This window comes from Bacillus cereus group sp. MG20, from assembly GCF_040459885.1.
Lineage (GTDB): Bacteria > Bacillota > Bacilli > Bacillales > Bacillaceae_G > Bacillus_A > Bacillus_A cereus.
On sequence record NZ_JARVHF010000001.1, the window covers coordinates 3,843,657 to 3,863,068 of the forward strand.

The following is a 19,412-nucleotide window of genomic DNA, read 5'->3' on the forward strand; positions in this document are numbered from 1 at the left end:
AGCATTGGTAAGGAAGGGAGCAAGGGTCTTGGTAAGAACTATAAATGAGACATTTTTAAAAGCATGTAGGGGGGAACGTACCGATTATGTACCAGCATGGTATATGCGTCAAGCAGGTCGTTCACAGCCGGAATATAGAAAGATTAAAGAAAAGTATTCTTTATTTGAAATTACACACAATCCAGAGTTATGTGCTTACGTTACAAAATTGCCGGTTGATCAATATAACGTAGATGCAGCAATTCTTTATAAAGATATTATGTCACCACTACCTGCAATTGGTGTGGACGTAGAAATTAAATCAGGTATTGGCCCAGTTATCGATAATCCAATCCGTTCTTTACAAGACGTAGAAAAACTAGGGGAAATCAATCCAGAAGATGACGTACCGTACATACTAGATACAATTCGTTTATTAACGACAGAAATGTTAGACGTACCGTTAATCGGTTTTTCAGGAGCTCCATTTACATTAGCGAGCTATATGATTGAAGGCGGTCCATCTCGTAACTACCATAATACGAAAGCGTTCATGTATGCAGAGCCAAAAGCTTGGTTCGCTTTAATGGATAAACTAGCAGATATGGTTATTACATATTTAAAAGCGCAAATTAAAGCAGGAGCAAAAGCAGTTCAAATTTTCGATTCTTGGGTTGGAACAGTAAATGTAGCAGATTATCGCGTATTTATTAAACCAGCAATGGAGCGTATTTTTGCAGAAGTTCGTAAGATGGGTGTACCGATGATTATGCACGGCGTAGGAGCTGCACACTTAGTGAATGAGTGGCACGACTTACCGCTTGATGTAGTCGGCTTAGACTGGCGCTTACCGATTGAAGAAGCACGTGCACGTGGCGTTCATAAGGCGGTACAAGGTAATATGGACCCTTCATTCTTACTTGCACCATGGTCTGTTATTGAAGAACATGTAAAAGGTATTTTAGATCAAGGGATGAAACAGCCGGGTTATATCTTTAACTTAGGTCACGGTGTATTCCCAGAAGTAAATCCGGATACATTAAAACGTTTAACTACATTTATTCATGAATACTCTAAAGGGCAGTTAGCGAAGTAAAGGAGAATTGCTGTATGAAAAAGAAAATTGGTTTGCTTGTAATGGCATACGGAACGCCATATAAAGAAGAAGATATTGAACGTTACTATACACATATTCGTAGAGGAAGAAAGCCAAGTCCTGAAATGCTGGAAGATTTAACAGAGCGTTACCGTGCAATTGGTGGTATTTCTCCTTTAGCTACTATTACATTAGAGCAAGCTAAGAAGTTAGAGAAGCGTTTAAATGAAGTACAAGATGAAGTAGAGTACCATATGTATCTTGGCTTAAAACATATTGAACCGTTTATTGAAGATGCGGTGAAAGATATGCATAACGACGGAATACAAGATGCAATCGCACTTGTTCTTGCACCTCACTATTCTACGTTTAGCGTGAAATCATACGTTGGACGAGCACAAGAAGAAGCTGAGAAACTTGGAAACTTAACAATTCATGGCATTGATAGCTGGTATAAAGAGCCGAAATTCATCCAGTACTGGGTCGATGCAGTGAAGGGTATATATAACGGTATGTCAGATGCAGAGCGTGAAAAAGCAGTATTAATCGTATCTGCACATAGCTTACCAGAGAAAATTATTGCAATGGGCGATCCATATCCAGATCAATTAAATGAAACAGCGGACTATATCGCGCGCGGAGCTGAAGTAGCAAACTATGCAGTAGGCTGGCAAAGTGCAGGAAACACACCAGATCCTTGGATTGGTCCAGATGTACAAGATTTAACGAGAGAACTAAATGAAAAGCACGGTTATACTTCATTCGTATATGCACCAGTTGGATTTGTTGCGGAACATTTAGAAGTTTTATATGACAACGACTTTGAGTGTAAAGTTGTAACGGATGAAATTGGTGCGAAATATTATCGTCCAGAAATGCCAAATGCATCGGACGCATTTATTGATTGTTTAACAGATGTTGTATTAAAGAAAAAAGAATCTGTACTGTAAGAAGAAAGGGGGAGCCTGCTTGAGGAAAAAAGTTGTGATCGTCGGCGGAGGCATCACTGGATTAACAGCAATGTATAACTTACAAAAAAATATTCATGAAAAAAACTTGCCGATTGATACATTACTTATAGAAGCATCGGGTAAACTTGGCGGAAAAATTCAAACCGTTCGAAAAGATGGATTTACAATTGAGCGCGGACCGGATTCTTTCTTAGCACGAAAAGAAAGTGCAGCTAGATTAGTGAAAGAATTAGGTCTCGGCGATGAACTTGTAAATAATCAAGCCGGTCAATCATTTATCCTTGTAAACAATCGGTTACATAAAATGCCGAATGGATCAGTGATGGGAATTCCAACGCAAATTACGCCGTTTCTATTTTCCGGGCTGTTCTCCCCAATTGGTAAACTAAGAGCTGGCTTTGATCTATTAATGCCGAGGTCAAAGCCAGTATCTGACCAATCACTCGGACAATTTTTCAGACATCGTCTTGGAAACGAAGTGGTTGAAAACTTAATAGAACCGTTACTATCGGGTATTTATGCAGGGGATATTGATGAAATGAGCTTAATGTCAACATTCCCGCAAATGTATCAAATTGAGCAGAAACATCGCAGTATTTCACTCGGTATGCGTACGCTCGCTCCGAAAGAAGAGAAAGCTGAACCGAAAAAGGGAATGTTCCAAACAGTGAAAACAGGTTTAGAATCTATCGTAAAATCTCTCGAAGCAAAGATGCATGAAGGTACGATAATAAAGGGAACTCGCATTGAAAAAATTGCAAAACAGGGTGATGGTTATACGATTACTCTTAGTAACGGAAAAGAAATAGAAGCGGACGCCATCGTAGTGGCAACTTCGCATAAAGTATTGCCGTCCATGTTTGCTCAGTACAAGCAGTTTCGTTTCTTCCGTAATATTCCATCCACATCCGTTGCCAATGTCGCACTTGCTTTCCAAAAGTCCGCAATCCAGCGCGATATTAATGGTACAGGATTTGTCGTATCACGAAATAGCGATTACACGATTACAGCATGTACGTGGACGCATAAAAAATGGCCACATACAACGCCAGAAGGAAAAACACTCCTTCGCTGTTACGTTGGACGTGCTGGTGATGAAGCGGTTGTAGAACAAACTGAAGAAGAACTCGTTCAGCTTGTACTAGAAGATTTAAGAAAGACGATGGATATTACAGAGGATCCAGAGTTTACAATCGTAAGCCGCTGGAAAGAAGCGATGCCTCAATATACAGTAGGCCATAACGAGCGAATGAAAAAGCTCACAACATTTATGGAGAAAGAGTTGCCTGGTATATACTTGGCAGGTAGCTCCTATGCTGGTGCTGGACTTCCAGATTGTATTAATCAAGGTGAGTTGGCAGCGAAACGTGTGCTGGCACATATTGAAAAAATAGTAGAATGTGAACGAGAAGCTTTAAATGTATAAAAAACTCCTACTTCACTAATGAAGTAGGAGTTTTTTATTGGAAAATAGGTGTTTGTACTGTCCATATTCCACCTGTTTTTAACGTAAGTAATTTTTTGTTTTAAACTTATAGCTGAGATTAATTTTTTGTAAAATTTGTCGAAATATAGTTCTATATAACGAATCATTTGTTATGATAGAAATGCTGAGAAAATATGAAATAGGGAGAGGAAAATGGCTGTGAAGAAATTGTTAAGTGTCTTTTTATCATTCTTGCTATTGCTTTCATTTACTGGAACTTTAGCGCAAGCAGAAGAAACTGCTTCTATGTCAGTAGAAAAAGCAATTCAAGTATTTAAGCAGCAAGGGAAAACGAAGGGGATTGTGGAAGGCTATATTGTCGGATATACGCAAAGTTCTTCTAAATATACGAAGGATCCAGCTAAGTTTGATGATACAAACGTAGCAATTGCAGATTCGCCAAACGAAACGAATCCAGACAAAATCATGCCCGTTCAGTTGCCAAAAGGTGATGTGAGAACGGCAGTGAATGTAAAAGATCACCCTGAAAATATCGGGAAGAAAGTTAGTTTGACTGGGACTCTTGAATTATATTTTAGTAACCCAGGTCTAAAATCAGTAACAGCTTATAAGTTTCAAGGTGAAGGACAAAACCGTGTTAGCGACGTAGTAGCTTCACCGAACGGCGGAGAAGTTGCTAAAGGAACAGCGGTAACATTAACGACGAATACAGAAGGGGCAACAATCTACTATACGTTAGATGGCTCTAATCCTACTAATAAAAGTGTTCGTTATAATGGACAAATTGTAATGAATGAAAATAGTGTAGTGAAAGCAATCGCGGAAAAAGAAGGGCTTACTTCTTCAGCAATTTCGACATTTTCATTTATTATCGTAAATAATGAACAGGTTCGTATTCATGACATTCAAGGAAAATCACATATTTCTCCTTACAACGGGAAGAAAGTAAACAATGTGGAAGGCGTTGTCACAGCGCTTGATAAAAACGGCTTTTATATAGAAGATAATCAGCCGGATAATGATCCAGCTACTTCAGAAGGTATTTACGTATATAAAAAAGATGCGAATGTAGCAGTAGGAGATCTTATTCAAGTTGATGGAGTAGTAGAAGAATATGTTGGACCAGGATATGCAGAGCGATTTGAAACAGACTTAACGACGACAGAAATTAAGGCGAGTCGCGTTGCTGTAATCGCAAAAAATCAAACTTTACCAGCACCGATTGTACTTGGAGAAAACGGTGTGAAAATCCCGGACCAGATTATTGATAATGATGCATTTGGTTTATTTGATCCAAATGAAGATGCAATCGACTTCTATGAAAGTATAGAAGGTATGCGTGTTACGATGCCAACACCAAAAATTATTACACCTCAGAAAAACGGGAATTTATATGTAACAGTAAAAAATGGTGGAGATAAAATAGTAACACAATATGGGACACCTCTATTAGATGAAAATCAATTAAACCCAGAGCGTCTTTCTGTAAAAGTACCTCGCGATTATGTAGCAAAAGTAGGAGATACTTTCACTGGAGATATAACAGGGGTAGTAGGATATGATTACGGTTCTTTCCGTATTTCGCCAATAACAGAACTGCCAGCTGTAGTGGATGGTGGATTTAAGCAAGTAGGCGCAAATATTCAGCCACGTCTTGATAAGTTAACGGTTGCTACATATAACATTGAAAACTTCTCAGCGAATAAAAAAGAAACAACAGATGAAAAGGTAAAAGCGTTAGCGTATTCTATTAAATACAACTTAAAAATGCCAGATATTATCGGTGTAGAGGAAATGCAAGATAATAACGGATCAATTAATGACGGTACAACAGATGCGTCATTAAGCGCAAAACGTATCATTGATGCAGTCCTAGAAATTCGTGGACCGAAGTACGAGTATGTAGAAATCGCTCCAAACAATAATCAAGACGGAGGAGCACCAGGAGCGAATATTCGCGTCGGCTTCTTCTATAATCCATCACGCGTGAAATTAGCGACGGTACCAAAGTTACTTGATAAAAATGTTGTTCGTATTGGAGACGAAAATCCATTATTTGAAAGTACCCGTAAACCGTTAGCGGCAGAATTTACGTTCCAAGGACAAAACATTGTTGTCGTTGCAAATCACTTAAACTCAAAACTAGGAGATGCAACGCCATTTGGAAAAGTGCAGCCGCTCGTATTAAAAAGTGAAGACAAACGAATTCAGTTAGCACAAGAAGTAAATCATTTCGTGCAAGGAATTCAGAAAAAGAATACGAATGCACCAGTTGTCGTGTTAGGTGATATGAACGATTTCGAGTTCTCTAAACCACTAAAAGCACTAGAGGGAACAATCTTAAAAGATATGTTAAACACAGTGCCGAAAGAGAATCGTTACACTTACATTCACGAAGGAAATGCACAAGTGTTAGATCATATTTTAGTAACAAACAACATCGCATCGCACACAATTGTAGATCCAGTGCACTTAAACTCAAACATAATGAAAGAGCACGGACGTGTAAGCGACCATGACCCAGTACTTGCTCAAATTGATTTGAAGAAAGCTTCTTAAAGAAAGGAACGCTTAGGTGACTAAGCGTTCCTTTTTTTTCATTGTTATAGAATAGTATAAAGAGATGATTCCTTTTTTTGTAATCTAATGATAAAATTAATTGAATATTTAGTTTTTTAAGGGGGACAACAATGCAGTTACAAATAAATGGAAAGTTAATGAATCAGCTTGCAATTTTTTTTAGTACGATCGTCATGCTTCAGTTTGTAGCTGATATAACAGGACTTACAAGCAATCTAGATATTACGTATAACTTAATTAATACAGCAGCTTCTTATATAACATTTAGTTTGGCGGTTATTTTTACTTTAATAGGTGCAAGAAGAGAATTAAGTAAATATGCAATTATTTTATTATGTTCAGTGGTAGGTATTAAAGCAATTTATTTTGCGGTGTTCGTTATCTTATGGGGATTGGCAGGTACACCGTAAAGGGGAGGATGATTATATGTAATGATAATAAGAGCGTAATTCTCTATGTTAACTTAGGGAATTACGCTCTTATTCGTTTGATTATTTAGTCTGAAATTGTTTGAAACGCTTTTCTACACCGCTCTCTTCTTTGCAACCTTCTTCTATATTTTTTTCTATCACGTTTTACTCCTTGTATATACATGATTAAGCTAACGAGAAGGAAGATAGTGCATTGCATCGTTAAAATATACGGAGACATGCCATGCAACGGTTGTTTTGGGTCATATAAATGAAAAGGCGCTCCGCCTATTGTAGGGAATATCGTATTTAGCAGGACGTAAGGAATGGAGGCAACTGCAAATGGGAAAAGAATCGCCATATAGTCCTTTTGTGACCACGCAGATGCTGCAAGTCCTAAAAGGGCCATTAAACCTGCAAATAAAAAATTAATTCCGATATATACAGCAATGTAAGTGAGGGGAGATTCGTAATATAAGTTTGCAAACATCCCATTATCATTTATAATGCCTGAACCAGCAGTCGGTTCTCCGTCTGGAATGGTTAATTTGCAAAATAATAACGATAAGATGAATGGAAATGTATAAAGAAATCCGCCACAAAAGAATGTAACGATATATTTCGTTACTGAATAAGGGAACAAAGAAATCCCTTTACTTACAAACGGTTTAAAACCATCTGATTTATCCGAATTGTAACTTGTACTAAAGGGGAAACTAGCAATAACGGGCATTAATAATAAATAAACATCCATTTCATTGTCGCGAAATCCAATCCATTTAACAGCTGTTGTTACAAAGGCATCCGTTCCATCCCCAATGTAACGAATTACATAATAATAATGATAAATAAAAATAAGAGCTAGTCCACTAAACATAATAATTAAAGAAACACGATTACAAAAAGCTTGCTTTATATTTAAACGAAGTGCACGCATCATGACTGAAAAAGCCTCCACTGTTTTGATAAACTTGTCTATTTTCTATATTACTATTAATTGTAAAGATTTTCTTGTTTTTTTATTTGATTATTTGAAAAAGAGGAATTTTGTCGTTGTGAAGTAAGGTTAGCTGAAATTAATTTTTCTGAAATATGGTTGACAATTAAGTATTACATTTGTAATCTTAATTATAGATTACAAATGTAATACTTAGGAGTGAAACATACGATGACAAATCAATTACCTAAAATATCTGAAGCGGAATTAGAAATTATGAAAGTACTTTGGTCGAGTTCTCCGCAAACAGCGAATGAAATTATAGAAGAACTGGAAGATGCAATGGACTGGAAACCGAAAACAATCCGCACATTAATTAATCGATTAGTACAAAAGGAAGCCGTTTCTTACCATCAAGATAAAGGGCGTATGTACGCTTATTATCCGTTAGTATCACAAGATAATTATTTGCAAGTGGAAACGAAATCTTTACTAAAGCGTTTTTGCGGTGCAGCGTTTAAACCGTTACTTGTTAATTTTTTAAAAGAGGAAAAATTGTCTTCAGAAGATATTAATGAACTGAAACGCATTTTAGATGAGAAGACAGAGGAGAATAAGAGGAAGGATCGATAAAAATGATAAACACGCTTATAAATGTATACCTTCCTCATTTTTTTGATTGGCTTATAGAAACGTCACTTATGGCCAGCATATTAGTTGGATTTATTTTATGTATAAAAGTTCTATTTAGAAATAAATTACCCCCCCGATGGCAATATATGCTGTGGATCGTATTAATGATAAGACTCCTTTTACCGTGGTCGCCAGATAGCTCGTATAGCATTTACTCATTACTTTCTTATAGTTCTAGCGTATCGGAAGTTATTCCAAAAAATATGCCGTCTACTGAGAATATAGTGAACATAGAAAGCGACCGAAAAGTGGAATTGGAATCAAATTCTGAAACTGTGACAAAAAATAGTGAACCTGAAGTAAACGCGAGTTCGGAACAACAGACTACATTGTCTTTATACAAAGTTGCTTTGTATGTTTGGCTAGCTGGGGTAATCGTATTAGCAGCCATCACGTTTCTTACAAATAGACGTTTATATTCTTACATAAAGAAACAACCGGATATTACGGATGAACAGGTCGCTACAGTGTTTAATCGCTGTAAGCAATCTATGAAAATGAAGAAGGCAGTTTCGTTACGTCTAGCGGGAAAGATTGCAAGTCCAACTGTGTTTAGTTTCTTCCGCCCAAAAGTATTACTATCAAAAAAACATATGAAAATATTAAATGAGCAACAATTACAATATGTTTTTTACCATGAGTTAGCTCATATTAAGAGAAATGATGTAGCTGTAAATTGGATTATGTACAGTTTAATCCTATTAAATTGGTTCAATCCGATTCTTTGGTACGCCTATTTTTGTATGCGAGAAGATCAAGAATTAGCCTGTGATGCATATGCACTTACTTTTATAGATAAAGAGGAGCAAATTGCATACGGTCATACAATTCTTACCCTCTTAGAACACTATTCCTATCAAGTACCAAGCCTAGCAAATTTAAGTAGAAATAAACGAACACTAAAAAGGAGAATCGTTATGATTAAAAAGTTTCAAAAGAAATCGTATCGTCTTTCTTTACTCGGAGTGATTGCTATAGCAGCTATAGCGGGCGGATTTTTATTAAATGCAAGGATAACTGAGGGAGATGAAAGACAGAAAGAAAAAGTTGTAGAAAAAAAGCAATCTAAAGCGGCATTTGAAAAAGCGATAGAAACAGTATTAGGTACACCGGAGAATGCAAGTAGAGAATGGGGGATGTCAATAACGTCATATAAAAAGAATACAGATTTTTTGTATTTGGCAGAAAAGAATTTTACAAAAGAAGAATTTGAGCAGTATGTTCGATTATTTAAGGAAGCGCAAGAAATTCATAAAAAAGCAATGGTTAAGAAAAATGTGCCTGAGAATTATGATGGAGATACAAAGGAATATAAACCTGAACGCTTGAAGAAAGCTGATCAAGAAAGACTAGCTACTATTGAGAAGACATTAAAACCGCTTGGAGATAAGCTGGAGAAGTCTTTAACATATACTATAGAAGAAGCGAAAGAACATGTACCGTATCAAATTAAGCAGCCGACTTATATACCTGAAGGTTATGAATTAAAGAGAGAATGGGCAGACTCATATTTTGGAAGAGATGTAGAATTAGTTATTAAATCAGAATATACAAAAGGAAAATATGGTTTTACAATTTACCAGTCAAGGATGTATATGGATGGTAATGTTAATGGTGGTAAGGATCCGCTACACTATATGATGCCTGGAGTAGAGAATCTAGAAAGTTATAGTTTAGATGGGAAAGGAATGGTATATAATAAATCTTCTCATGGAGAGGGGAAGTTAAGAGGCCTTAAAATGTTTGTACCAGCACAAGGTAAGAATAGTGAGTATCAAATTGTCATAGTGAATGATATTTTTACAAGAGATACAAAGATATACGAAGAGATAATCGATGATGAGCTAACTAAGAAAGAAATGGAGAAAATATTACTTTCTATGTCAAAATAAAAGGCAGTGTTCTTAAACTTTTAGTTTTAAGAACACTGTCTATTTTATTAAATTTCTAGTGGGATCTAGCCAGCAATTATTATGAATATATTCTAGCTTTCCATACAAGTATACTTTTTGATACACTATGGACAGTATGATATAACTTGACTGAAATCTTTTATACTGGAAATAATAAAAAGAGAACTTGTATAGAATGTAAGCGTGTGGTAATATCAAAGATGTACTGATTGACTATATTATCCAATTGGTCATTTTTGGAGGTGACAATGTGGCGATAGATCGAAAACGTTCTATTATTGAAGCTGCAACAAAGTCTTTTTCAGCGTTCGGTTATAAAGCAACAACGATGGATCAAGTAGCGAAGTTAGCGAATGTAGGAAAAGGAACGATTTATACTTTTTTCAAAAATAAAGAAGAGCTATTTGGTGAAATTATTTCTAATTTAATTACAGAAATGAAGCAAGTTGCAGAAAGTGCAATTCGTTCAGATGTTTCATTTTTTGAAAATGTACATAGAGCATTATATAGCATCTTGGAATTTAGAAAAGAACATCAGCTCATGATTAAATTAATTCAAGAAGAGCGCGATATGGGAACGAAAGAAGTACAAGAAGTTATGCAACAAGTTGATGTGGAAATCGTTTCTGTTATTCAATCGTATTTAAAGATTGCGATTGAAAAAGGTGAAATTAGCAAATGTGATCCAGAAATTACAGCATTTATTATGCTTCGCCTATACGTATCGCTTATCTTTGATTGGGAAAAAAATCATGAACCGCTAGAAAAAGAAAAAATTGCAGAGTTATTTGAACTTTATTTACTAAAAGGATTGTCAAACTAAGATAATCCTTTTAATTTTATAAAAAATGACCAAATGAACAATGCGGTCATATATTTGAGTTAAGGGGGGATATAGAAAAACTATAATCAAAATGAGAAAAAGTTGCATAGTAATAAATTCGGGGATAAGGCATATGTATGAACAAGTATAGCCTTTTTGTTTGGGTGAAAATGACCATATGAACGTTTTGGTCATTTTATAAAAGGGGGAGAAATTATGAAAGGGAATCAGTTACTTCGTAAAGAGTTCACGGAAATTATAAAAAGTAAAAAAATATTAATTCCAATTATCGCGGTTTTATTCGTACCGATTTTATATGCGGGGATGTTTTTGTGGGCCTTTTGGGATCCGTATAAACAGTTAGATGACTTACCAGTTGCAGTAGTCAATTTAGATAAAGGCGCAGTATTTGATGGGAAACCAATTGAGGTCGGAAAAGGGCTCGTTGATAATTTAAAAGATAATAAAAGTTTTAAATGGGAGTTCGTAAGTGAAAAAGAAGCGAAGAAAGGAATGGAAGGTAGAAAGTATTACATGTTAGTTCGTATTCCTGATGACTTCTCAAGTAACGCTACAACGTTACTAAAAGACAATCCAAAGCCATTAAACTTAGAGTACATTCCAAACGAAAGTTTAAACTTCTTATCTTCACAAATTGGCGGAACAGCCATTGAAAAAATTAAAGGTGAAGTAGCAAGTACGTTAACGAAAACATATGCAGAGAAAATGTTTGATTCCATTCAAGACGTCTCAAAAGGATTAGCAGATGGGGCGGAAGGAGCAAATAAACTACACGACGGATCAAGTGAGCTGCATGATGGTTCAAGTAAAGTGACGGATGGCCTTCATACACTTCAAGGGAAATCTGGGGAGATGAAGGATGGAGTTGGGAAACTATTTGATGGATCTGGGAAAGTGACAGCAGGTTTAAATACGTTAAATAGCAAAAACGGTGAAATGCAAATAGGTATCGGGAAATTAGTAGATGGATCAGGAAAAGTAACAGATGGTTTACATGTATTAAATAGCAATGCAGGTATCGGAAAATTAGTAGATGGCTCCGGAAAAGTAACAGCAGGTTTAAATACGTTAAATAGCAAAACGGGTGAATTGCGTGATGGATCTGAGAAAGTGACCGGTGGTTTGAACAAATTAGTAAGTAAATCCGGTGATTTAAAAACAGGAACAACTGATCTATCAAATGGTATGGGAAAACTTGTTGAAGGGCGAAGTCAATTAGAAAAAGGGTCTCAAGAAATTCAAAAGGGATTGCAAGATTTAAATAGTAACGTACAAAAGTCTGCTGCAGGCTTAGAGGAAATGCAGTCGAAAGTTCCTTCTATATTGAATACAGTAAATGAAAAAATAGATGGAGCTGGGGCGAATATAAATCAGTTAAATGAACTTACGCAATCAACAGCAGGAGATGCTAAAACTGCAGCACAAGATGTAGCGAATTTACAAAAGCAAATTGAAAGTTTACCAAAAGAATATCAAGAGCAGTTACAACCGTTCATAACAAGTGCTGTAAAAAGTACAGCGACAGTTCAGCAAAAGGCTGCCGGAGTAGCAGGTGGAACAAATAAACTAAATGAAGAAGTAAAACAATTAAAGGGCGAAATACATCAAACAACAAATGGGTTGCAAAATAAATTACCAAATCCAGCAGGGATGAAAGCTCTGGCAGGTGGTGTTGAGAAACTAACGAACGCACAAAATGAATTTGTTAGTAAGTTTCATGGATTTGGTGAGGGATTAGATAATGCAAAAATAGGTGCTGATAAATTAAAAGATGGATCAGTTCAATTAATTGATGGAGTAACGCAATTACAAAGCGGCTCTGGAAAAGTAACAGCTGGATTAGGTCAATTATCTGCAGGAGTAAATCAATTAGCAGATGGCTCAAGCAAAGTAACAGATGGTTTAGGAACATTATCTGCAGGAGTAAATCAATTAGCGGATGGCTCAAGCAAAGTAACAGGCGGTTTAGGTACATTATCTGTAGGAGCAAATCAAATGGCAGGTGGAGTAAATCAATTAGCAGATGGCTCCGGTCAAGTAACAACAGGCTTAGGCACATTATCAACTGGCTCAACCCAGCTAATCGACGGCGTAAATAAACTAGCAGACGGATCAGGAAAAGTAACTGATGGACTAGTGAAAGTAAACGATGGTTCAGGTGAACTTGCTGAGAAACTTGGTGAAGGGGCAGAGAAAACTGGGGAAGTAAAAGGGACAGATAAAACGTATGATATGTTTGCAAGTCCTGTAAAAGTGAAGACAGAGAAAATGGCGGAAGTTCCTAACTACGGAACTGGATTTACGCCGTATTTCTTATCACTCGGTTTATTCGTTGGGGCATTACTATTATCAATTGTATATCCATTACGTGATACAGTTGGCGTTCCAAAATCAGGATTTAGTTGGTTTATTAGTAAGTTCGGCGTGTTACTATCAGTCGGTATTATTCAAGCGATAGTAGCAGATGTCATATTACTATTCGGATTAGGTGTAGAAGTACAAAGCATTCCATACTTCATACTCTTTAGCATCATTACAAGTTTAGCATTTATCGCATTAATTCAATGTTTAGTAACAGCATTCGGTGATGCAGGGCGTTTCATCGCCATTATCACATTAATTATTCAGCTTACAACAAGTGCCGGAACATTCCCACTAGAGTTGATTCCGAAGTTTTTACAACCATTTCATGCTTGGTTACCGATGACATACTCTGTATCAGGATTAAAAGCAGTCGTATCAAGTGGAGACTTTGACTTCATGTGGCAAAACATAGGAATGCTCATGATCTTTATCGTTGTATTATCACTTGGAACAATCGCCTCCTTAACTTTGATGCACAAACGACAATTTAAAAATGTTGCTGAAAATCAATCGGTTGAAGCGTAAAAAAAGCACCTTTTTGGTGCTTTTTTATTTTAATAGAGGGCATCTTTTCCTTGGTTCATCTACAAATCTTTCTAAAAGCTATAGAAACGAAAGAAAAGGAATTACAACAATTTACAGAGAAACATAGGGTAGAGGAGTTGATATGATGAGAGGCAATCCTACTTACTATTTTATCTTATATCCATTAATCTTCTTTCTCGTTTTCTCTCTTTCACCTATCTTGTTTCAGAAAAAAGAATATACGAGTATGAAAGATATACTAGGGATACTTTTATTTTACTATGTGCTAATTAGTGGATATTACTTTATGGATGTTGTAAGTGAAAGAATGAAGAAGGATAGTAAAGATAAACGATAAATTTTATTGTATAAAAACCGATGGAGGATAAAAAATGACCGAGAGTGAAATGAAATTCCGTGATACGACCATTCGTAACTTTTTCGATAAAGAGGATCGTTTAAAATCGATTCCAGGTCAAAAGAAGAAAAAACTAGTATTGTTAGAGCATTTAGTTAGCAAGTTAAATGCTGAAAATCAATATACAGAAAAAGAAATTAATACATTTATAAAACAATATCATGATGATTTTTGTACAATTAGACGTGAATTTATTGTACATAGGTTTATGGATAGAGAGGATAGTATGTACCGTATAAACGGGAGAGAAGTTTGGACGAAGTGGGAGGAGTTAAAATAATGAATCAGCGAGGGGATCCCCGCTGATTATAAGCCTGTGCTAGTCTTGCTGTTTCTTTGTAGTAAGTCTATGAACGCTTCAACATTCGAACTTGTAATGTATCCAAGCGTTATATATTCATCTTCATAGTAAAATATTATTTTTTTGTCAAAGATTCTTCTCTTCGTTTCTACGGATAATATTTTTTCATAATCAAATTCGGCAATGAATGTGTTTTTATATTGGCTAAAAAAGAGAAGTCTTCTATTAGTAGCAAGTAACATGCCACGATATGGAACTTTATGCGTAATCATATAGCCAGTAAGTGAACATTTTAAAGTAGATAAAATCTTTTCTTCTTTATGTAATAGTTGTTTTGCAGCTGTTAATATTGGATTCATTGCATACATTCCTTTTATTTTGATGTATGAATATTGTATCAAGAGTAAAAAGATTCTCAATATGTAATATTGCATATTGGACGTTTTATAGTTTTAATATTATTTTTAAAAAGAAAAAGTACGAGGTGATTCAATGATACGGTTAGTAAAAGAGACTGATGCAGAAGCAATTATGAATATTAGAAAAGAAATTATATTATCGGAAACTACTACAAAATTTTTCATAGTATCCCCAAAGAAGTTACCGAATGATAGTAATGCAGAAAGAGAAAAGATACGGAAAAGTAATGAGAAAGGTAATCTTTATATCGTGTATGAAGTAGATGGGAAGGTAGTTGGATTTTTAATTTTCAACCGATATGAACTAGAACGGTTACAACACGCAGGCACAATGGGAATGGGGATTAAAGAGGCGTATTGTAATCAAGGCATCGGCACGAAATTAATTGAATTTCTTATTAGTTGGGCGAAAGGGCAGAAAGGTTTAGAGAAAATTTGCTTAGGTGTAGTTTCTGTTAATGATCGGGCAATTAAAGTGTACAAACGTATGGGTTTTGTAGAAGAAGGGAGACAAAGAAAGCAAATAAAGTATGAAGATGGATCATATGGAGATGACGTATTGATGGGGTTTTATATTGAATAAAGGATATATGGTATTAAGAAAAGGAATGTACATAACGTAAATTTCTAAAAGTAGTATATTGCCCCTGCATTAACAGACTTTTTCCTATGTATAATATTAATATAGTAAAATCATAACAACCGATATTGCAGTTTCCAATAATATACTATATAATAAATTTAAGAAAACGTTTTCATGCAAAGGGGGAGAATTTCGTGTCGACTATAGAGGACGTGGCGAAATTAGCGGGGTTATCAAGGACAACGGTTTCTAGGGTGATTAATAATCATCCATATGTTTCAGATGAGAAGAAAAAAAGGGTTCAATTAGCAATGAAGCATTTAGGCTTCGTTCCTAATTCTGCGGCGAGAAGGCTTCGTAAACAAAAAACGGAAACAATTGCGGTGCTAGTTCCAAGGATTACAAATCCTTTCTTCAGTAGATTTATTGAAGCAATCGAGATTGCTGCTTCTGAACATAAATATAAACTGATTATTTGTCAAACAAGATATTTACCGGAAAAAGAGATGGAGTATTTACAATTATTATCTACGAAACAAGTAGATGGGATTATTCTATGTTCACTAGAAAATCCGTGGGAAGATGTAGAGCCATACTTACAGCACGGTCCAATCGTGTTGTGTAATGAATATATTGAGGAAGCAAATATTCCAACAGTGAAGTTTGATCATGCGCAAGGAGCATACATAGCTGCGAAGCATGTGTTAGATCAAGGATATCGTAATCTTATTTTTTGCCGTGGTAACGAAACCAAAGTCGTTAGCCAGCAGCGAAAAATGGGCTTTTTACGTGCAATAACTGAGAAGAGCCGTCAAGTAGAAGCGATTGACTTTCTTGAAAACGCTTTCTCTTGGGAAGATGGAAAACGAATATTCCATGAAGTATTAAAGGACAAAAAAAATCCTACCGCGATTTTGGCAGGAGGCGATGAGGTAGCAGCTGGAATTATCTCAGAGGCGAAACGCCATAACTGGAGCATTCCAGATGATCTCGCTGTTATCGGTTTTGATAATCAAATATTATCGCAGATTACAGAACCAGGTATTACGACAATTGAACAGCCAATTGATGAAATGGCCCGAAAAGTTGTCGACCTGATGATGGATAAAATCCATACGAAAAATTATCGAAAAAAAGAATTGTATGAGTTTGAACTGGAGCTCTTGGTGAAAGGTTCAACGATGAAGGATAAGATGTTATTAGCCTAGTAGACTATGTCTGCTAGGTTTTTTTATGTTCACAAACTACTATTCTTCGTGAACGCAATCGTCACATTTGTTATGGTATGCTTCGTGTTGCTCATCAATTTCTTTCCCACAGTGCGCACAAGTTTTCGTCGGTAAATTTCTGAAAAACTCCATTGGTTGATCGATCATGTCAATCCCTCCATTTCCATTTCTCACTATCATTGTATTAGTACAAAAAATAAAAGTCAACAACTGTTTTATAACAAAATTGAAAATTAATGAAAAAGTTTAGGAAATGGATTATAGTTAACAATGTAGGATGTAAGTAAAAAACTTTCTCAAGTACGGAGAAAAACTGCATTCCTACTCGGTTTTAGAAAGGATGGATACATATGAAAATGACTGTTGTCGGCTTTTGGGGCGGCTTTCCAGAAGCGGGAGAAGCAACGTCGGGGTATTTGTTTGAACACGATGGTTTTCGTTTACTTGTAGACTGTGGTAGTGGTGTACTAGCACAGCTTCAAAAATATATAACACCATCTCATATAGATGCAGTTGTACTGTCACACTATCATCACGATCATGTTGCGGACATTGGGGTATTGCAATATGCGAGATTAATTACGAGTGCGACAACAAGGCAACTACCGGAATTACCAATATACGGTCATACGTTTGACGAGAATGGATTCCATTCTTTAACACATGAACCACATACGAAAGGAATCGCGTACAATCCAGAAGAAACACTTCAAGTTGGACCGTTCTCGATTTCGTTCTTAAAAACTGTTCATCCTGTTACATGCTTTGCGATGCGTATTACAGCTGGAGATGATGCTGTAGTATACAGCGCTGATTCAAGTTATATTCCTGAATTCATTCCATTCACAAAAGATGCTGATCTTTTCATTTGTGAGTGTAATATGTATGCACATCAAGAGGCTGCAAAAGCAGGGCATATGAATAGTACAGAAGTAGCAAGTATTGCAAAAGATGCGAATGTAAAAGAACTTTTATTAACGCACTTACCGCATACAGGCAACCCATCTGATTTAGTAACAGAAGCAAAACAAATTTTCAGTGGCCATATTACGCTAGCGCATAGTGGATACGTATGGAACTCATGAGGTGATACGATGTTATTTATTGATAATAAAGGAATTACAGATCCTAGAATAAACTTAGCGATTGAAGAATATTGTGTGAAAAATTTAGATATTAACGAAACATATTTACTGTTCTACATTAATGAGCCTTCGATTATCATTGGTAAAAACCAAAACACAGTAGAAGAAATTAATGCAGATTACGTAAAAGAAAAAGGTATTCATGTCGTTCGTCGTCTATCAGGCGGAGGCGCAGTATATCATGACTTAGGAAACTTAAACTTCAGTTTTATTACGAAAGATGATGGAGACAGTTTCAGCAACTTCAAAAAATTTACTGAGCCTGTAACGAAAGCGCTTGGTAAATTAGGCGTAAATGCAGAACTAAGTGGTCGTAACGACATTTTAGCTGAAGGTAGAAAAATTTCAGGTAACGCGCAGTTCTCAACGAAAGGTCGTATGTTCAGTCACGGTACGTTACTATTTGACTCTGAAATCGATCACGTCGTATCAGCATTAAAAGTAAAAATGGATAAGATTCAATCAAAAGGAATTAAATCAATCCGTAGCCGCGTTGCGAACATTACAGAGTTTCTAAACGAAGAAATGACGACAGAAGAGTTCAGACAACTTCTTCTAGAAACAATTTTCGAAGGAGAAACAGAAATCCCAACGTACGAATTAACAGAAAATGATTGGAAAGAGATCCACAAACTTTCTGAAGAACGTTACCAAAATTGGGATTGGAACTACGGAAAATCACCGAAGTTCAACTTACAACATTCACACCGCTTCCCAGTTGGACAAGTTGATGTTCGTCTTGAAGTGAAAAAAGGAACAGTAACAGAATGTAAAATTTACGGCGACTTCTTTGGTTCACTAGATGTTCATGATATTGAAGAGCGTCTAACAGGCATTCAGTTCGATAAAGATGCATTCACTGCAGCTTTAGAAGGCGTAGATATCGCACGCTACTTCGGTAACATTACAACAGAAGATTTCTTACATTTATTCTTCTAAAAATGAGGGAGGCTGCCATAAAGGCAGCCTCTTTCTTTTTATAGTTTTGTCGATATAATTCCATTTACCACAAAATGTATACTTACAGGACATCTGCCTCTTATAAAGGAATATATATATGAAAAGGAGGCGGATCGATATGAAAAGGGTCATACACATTGTAATATTGCTCGGATTCGTTATTGGGATTGCAGCGTGTAACAGTGAAACTTCCTCAAGTCGTACCCTTTTATCTATCGGAAAACCAGCGGAGGATAATGTTATATATTTTACGCATACAGATAACAAACGAAAGATACATAATATACAAGACATGTTTCAAAATAAGAAGTGGAAAAGAAATGAAACATTCAGCACTGTTAATAAAACGCCAGATGTCGTCTTATCAATAGATGAAAACAATAAAGGGTTACCGACGTTATATGTTACCGTGTATTTTCATGAAAATGGAGCGGACGTTTTGAATTTGTATGGAGAGTATACGAACTTAAATAAAGAGGAACTTGAAAAGCTTAAAGAAAAGATGAGTGCATATTATCCTAAAATGGTTTTTGGTCTAGTGTTATAAATTACTTGCAAATAAAATCCCCTTATTTTTCCAAAGTAAACTAAGAGAAGG

The 19,412-nt window shown here is 35.9% G+C and carries 19 protein-coding genes; 16 read left to right on the forward strand and 3 right to left on the reverse strand.

Features of this window, described 5'->3' with window-relative positions:
- Positions 1-28: 28 nt before the first annotated feature.
- The 5 genes from hemE to QCI81_RS19725 all read left to right on the forward strand — a co-directional run bounded on the left by hemE (position 29) and on the right by QCI81_RS19725 (position 6,483).
- Positions 29-1,075, forward strand: coding sequence for a uroporphyrinogen decarboxylase (gene hemE / locus QCI81_RS19705; RefSeq protein ID WP_065482486.1), 1,047 nt, complete (start codon positions 29-31; stop codon positions 1,073-1,075).
- Between the two features lie 14 nt (positions 1,076-1,089).
- Positions 1,090-2,025, forward strand: a complete 936-nt coding sequence (gene hemH, locus QCI81_RS19710; RefSeq protein WP_000726775.1) for a ferrochelatase — start codon at positions 1,090-1,092, stop codon at positions 2,023-2,025.
- A 19-nt stretch (positions 2,026-2,044) separates the two neighbouring features.
- Positions 2,045-3,472 carry a protoporphyrinogen oxidase gene (hemY, locus tag QCI81_RS19715; protein WP_071731572.1) on the forward strand — a complete coding sequence of 476 codons (1,428 nt, stop codon included), beginning with the start codon at positions 2,045-2,047 and terminating at the stop codon, positions 3,470-3,472.
- A 213-nt stretch (positions 3,473-3,685) separates the two neighbouring features.
- Complete coding sequence (locus QCI81_RS19720) at positions 3,686-6,052, forward strand: DUF6359 domain-containing protein (protein WP_023521386.1); 2,367 nt, start codon at positions 3,686-3,688, stop codon at positions 6,050-6,052.
- Positions 6,053-6,183: 131 nt separating this feature from the next.
- Positions 6,184-6,483 carry a hypothetical protein gene (locus tag QCI81_RS19725; protein WP_001176841.1) on the forward strand — a complete coding sequence of 100 codons (300 nt, stop codon included), beginning with the start codon at positions 6,184-6,186 and terminating at the stop codon, positions 6,481-6,483.
- Between the two features lie 85 nt (positions 6,484-6,568).
- On the opposite strand, the gene QCI81_RS19730 is transcribed toward QCI81_RS19725, so the two are convergent.
- Entirely contained in the window at positions 6,569-7,423 is an 855-nt protein-coding gene (locus QCI81_RS19730) for a hypothetical protein (protein WP_071731573.1), read from the reverse strand.
- Between the two features lie 228 nt (positions 7,424-7,651).
- Here QCI81_RS19730 and QCI81_RS19735 point away from each other — a divergent pair, with 228 nt between their 5' ends.
- From QCI81_RS19735 to QCI81_RS19760, 6 genes are all read left to right on the forward strand, one after another.
- A complete protein-coding gene (locus QCI81_RS19735) occupies positions 7,652-8,053 on the forward strand; it encodes a BlaI/MecI/CopY family transcriptional regulator (RefSeq protein WP_000184509.1) in 402 nt (133 codons plus the stop codon).
- 2 nt (positions 8,054-8,055) lie between these two features.
- Positions 8,056-10,005: a M56 family metallopeptidase gene (locus QCI81_RS19740; RefSeq protein WP_071731574.1), complete on the forward strand. Its 1,950-nt coding sequence runs from the start codon at positions 8,056-8,058 to the stop codon at positions 10,003-10,005.
- Between the two features lie 271 nt (positions 10,006-10,276).
- On the forward strand, positions 10,277-10,849 hold the full coding sequence (locus QCI81_RS19745; RefSeq protein ID WP_000963381.1) for a TetR/AcrR family transcriptional regulator: 573 nt from the start codon (positions 10,277-10,279) through the stop codon (positions 10,847-10,849).
- A 216-nt stretch (positions 10,850-11,065) separates the two neighbouring features.
- On the forward strand, positions 11,066-13,759 hold the full coding sequence (locus tag QCI81_RS19750) for a YhgE/Pip domain-containing protein (protein WP_078993497.1): 2,694 nt from the start codon (positions 11,066-11,068) through the stop codon (positions 13,757-13,759).
- Between the two features lie 142 nt (positions 13,760-13,901).
- On the forward strand, positions 13,902-14,117 hold the full coding sequence (locus QCI81_RS19755; RefSeq protein ID WP_071731576.1) for a hypothetical protein: 216 nt from the start codon (positions 13,902-13,904) through the stop codon (positions 14,115-14,117).
- 34 nt (positions 14,118-14,151) lie between these two features.
- Positions 14,152-14,457 carry a DUF2087 domain-containing protein gene (locus QCI81_RS19760; RefSeq protein WP_065482510.1) on the forward strand — a complete coding sequence of 102 codons (306 nt, stop codon included), beginning with the start codon at positions 14,152-14,154 and terminating at the stop codon, positions 14,455-14,457.
- A 26-nt stretch (positions 14,458-14,483) separates the two neighbouring features.
- On the opposite strand, the gene QCI81_RS19765 is transcribed toward QCI81_RS19760, so the two are convergent.
- The gene (locus tag QCI81_RS19765) at positions 14,484-14,837 is read right to left on the reverse strand and encodes a PH domain-containing protein (protein WP_001068222.1); all 354 of its coding nucleotides are present in this window, start codon (positions 14,835-14,837) and stop codon (positions 14,484-14,486) included.
- A 133-nt stretch (positions 14,838-14,970) separates the two neighbouring features.
- Between QCI81_RS19765 and QCI81_RS19770 the strand changes: the two genes are divergently transcribed.
- A complete protein-coding gene (locus QCI81_RS19770) occupies positions 14,971-15,480 on the forward strand; it encodes a GNAT family N-acetyltransferase (RefSeq protein WP_071731577.1) in 510 nt (169 codons plus the stop codon).
- A 194-nt stretch (positions 15,481-15,674) separates the two neighbouring features.
- Positions 15,675-16,688, forward strand: a complete 1,014-nt coding sequence (locus QCI81_RS19775) for a LacI family DNA-binding transcriptional regulator (RefSeq protein ID WP_000103715.1) — start codon at positions 15,675-15,677, stop codon at positions 16,686-16,688.
- A 39-nt stretch (positions 16,689-16,727) separates the two neighbouring features.
- Here the strand turns inward: QCI81_RS19775 and yhfH are convergent, their stop codons facing one another.
- Positions 16,728-16,856: a protein YhfH gene (gene yhfH, locus QCI81_RS19780; RefSeq protein WP_000567010.1), complete on the reverse strand. Its 129-nt coding sequence runs from the start codon at positions 16,854-16,856 to the stop codon at positions 16,728-16,730.
- Between the two features lie 203 nt (positions 16,857-17,059).
- Here yhfH and QCI81_RS19785 point away from each other — a divergent pair, with 203 nt between their 5' ends.
- From QCI81_RS19785 to QCI81_RS19795, 3 genes are all read left to right on the forward strand, one after another.
- A complete protein-coding gene (locus QCI81_RS19785; RefSeq protein ID WP_000784690.1) occupies positions 17,060-17,794 on the forward strand; it encodes an MBL fold metallo-hydrolase in 735 nt (244 codons plus the stop codon).
- A gap of 9 nt (positions 17,795-17,803) precedes the next feature.
- Positions 17,804-18,793: a lipoate--protein ligase gene (gene lplA, locus QCI81_RS19790; RefSeq protein ID WP_029442085.1), complete on the forward strand. Its 990-nt coding sequence runs from the start codon at positions 17,804-17,806 to the stop codon at positions 18,791-18,793.
- Positions 18,794-18,932: 139 nt separating this feature from the next.
- A complete protein-coding gene (locus QCI81_RS19795) occupies positions 18,933-19,361 on the forward strand; it encodes a hypothetical protein (RefSeq protein WP_071731578.1) in 429 nt (142 codons plus the stop codon).
- The last annotated feature ends 51 nt before the right edge of the window (positions 19,362-19,412 follow it).

Excerpts from the sequence above, each read along its gene's own strand:
- hemH (WP_000726775.1), top strand. The coding sequence starts at position 1,090 with ATGAAAAAGAAAATTGGTTTGCTTGTAATGGCATACGGAACGCCATAT.
- QCI81_RS19720 (WP_023521386.1), top strand. The coding sequence starts at position 3,686 with ATGGCTGTGAAGAAATTGTTAAGTGTCTTTTTATCATTCTTGCTATTG.
- QCI81_RS19725 (WP_001176841.1), top strand. The coding sequence starts at position 6,184 with ATGCAGTTACAAATAAATGGAAAGTTAATGAATCAGCTTGCAATTTTT.
- QCI81_RS19730 (WP_071731573.1), bottom strand. The coding sequence starts at position 7,423 with ATGATGCGTGCACTTCGTTTAAATATAAAGCAAGCTTTTTGTAATCGT.
- QCI81_RS19735 (WP_000184509.1), top strand. The coding sequence starts at position 7,652 with ATGACAAATCAATTACCTAAAATATCTGAAGCGGAATTAGAAATTATG.
- QCI81_RS19740 (WP_071731574.1), top strand. The coding sequence starts at position 8,056 with ATGATAAACACGCTTATAAATGTATACCTTCCTCATTTTTTTGATTGG.
- QCI81_RS19750 (WP_078993497.1), top strand. The coding sequence starts at position 11,066 with ATGAAAGGGAATCAGTTACTTCGTAAAGAGTTCACGGAAATTATAAAA.
- QCI81_RS19755 (WP_071731576.1), top strand. The coding sequence starts at position 13,902 with ATGATGAGAGGCAATCCTACTTACTATTTTATCTTATATCCATTAATC.
- QCI81_RS19760 (WP_065482510.1), top strand. The coding sequence starts at position 14,152 with ATGACCGAGAGTGAAATGAAATTCCGTGATACGACCATTCGTAACTTT.
- QCI81_RS19765 (WP_001068222.1), bottom strand. The coding sequence starts at position 14,837 with ATGAATCCAATATTAACAGCTGCAAAACAACTATTACATAAAGAAGAA.
- QCI81_RS19770 (WP_071731577.1), top strand. The coding sequence starts at position 14,971 with ATGATACGGTTAGTAAAAGAGACTGATGCAGAAGCAATTATGAATATT.
- yhfH (WP_000567010.1), bottom strand. The coding sequence starts at position 16,856 with ATGATCGATCAACCAATGGAGTTTTTCAGAAATTTACCGACGAAAACT.
- QCI81_RS19785 (WP_000784690.1), top strand. The coding sequence starts at position 17,060 with ATGAAAATGACTGTTGTCGGCTTTTGGGGCGGCTTTCCAGAAGCGGGA.
- lplA (WP_029442085.1), top strand. The coding sequence starts at position 17,804 with ATGTTATTTATTGATAATAAAGGAATTACAGATCCTAGAATAAACTTA.
- QCI81_RS19795 (WP_071731578.1), top strand. The coding sequence starts at position 18,933 with ATGAAAAGGGTCATACACATTGTAATATTGCTCGGATTCGTTATTGGG.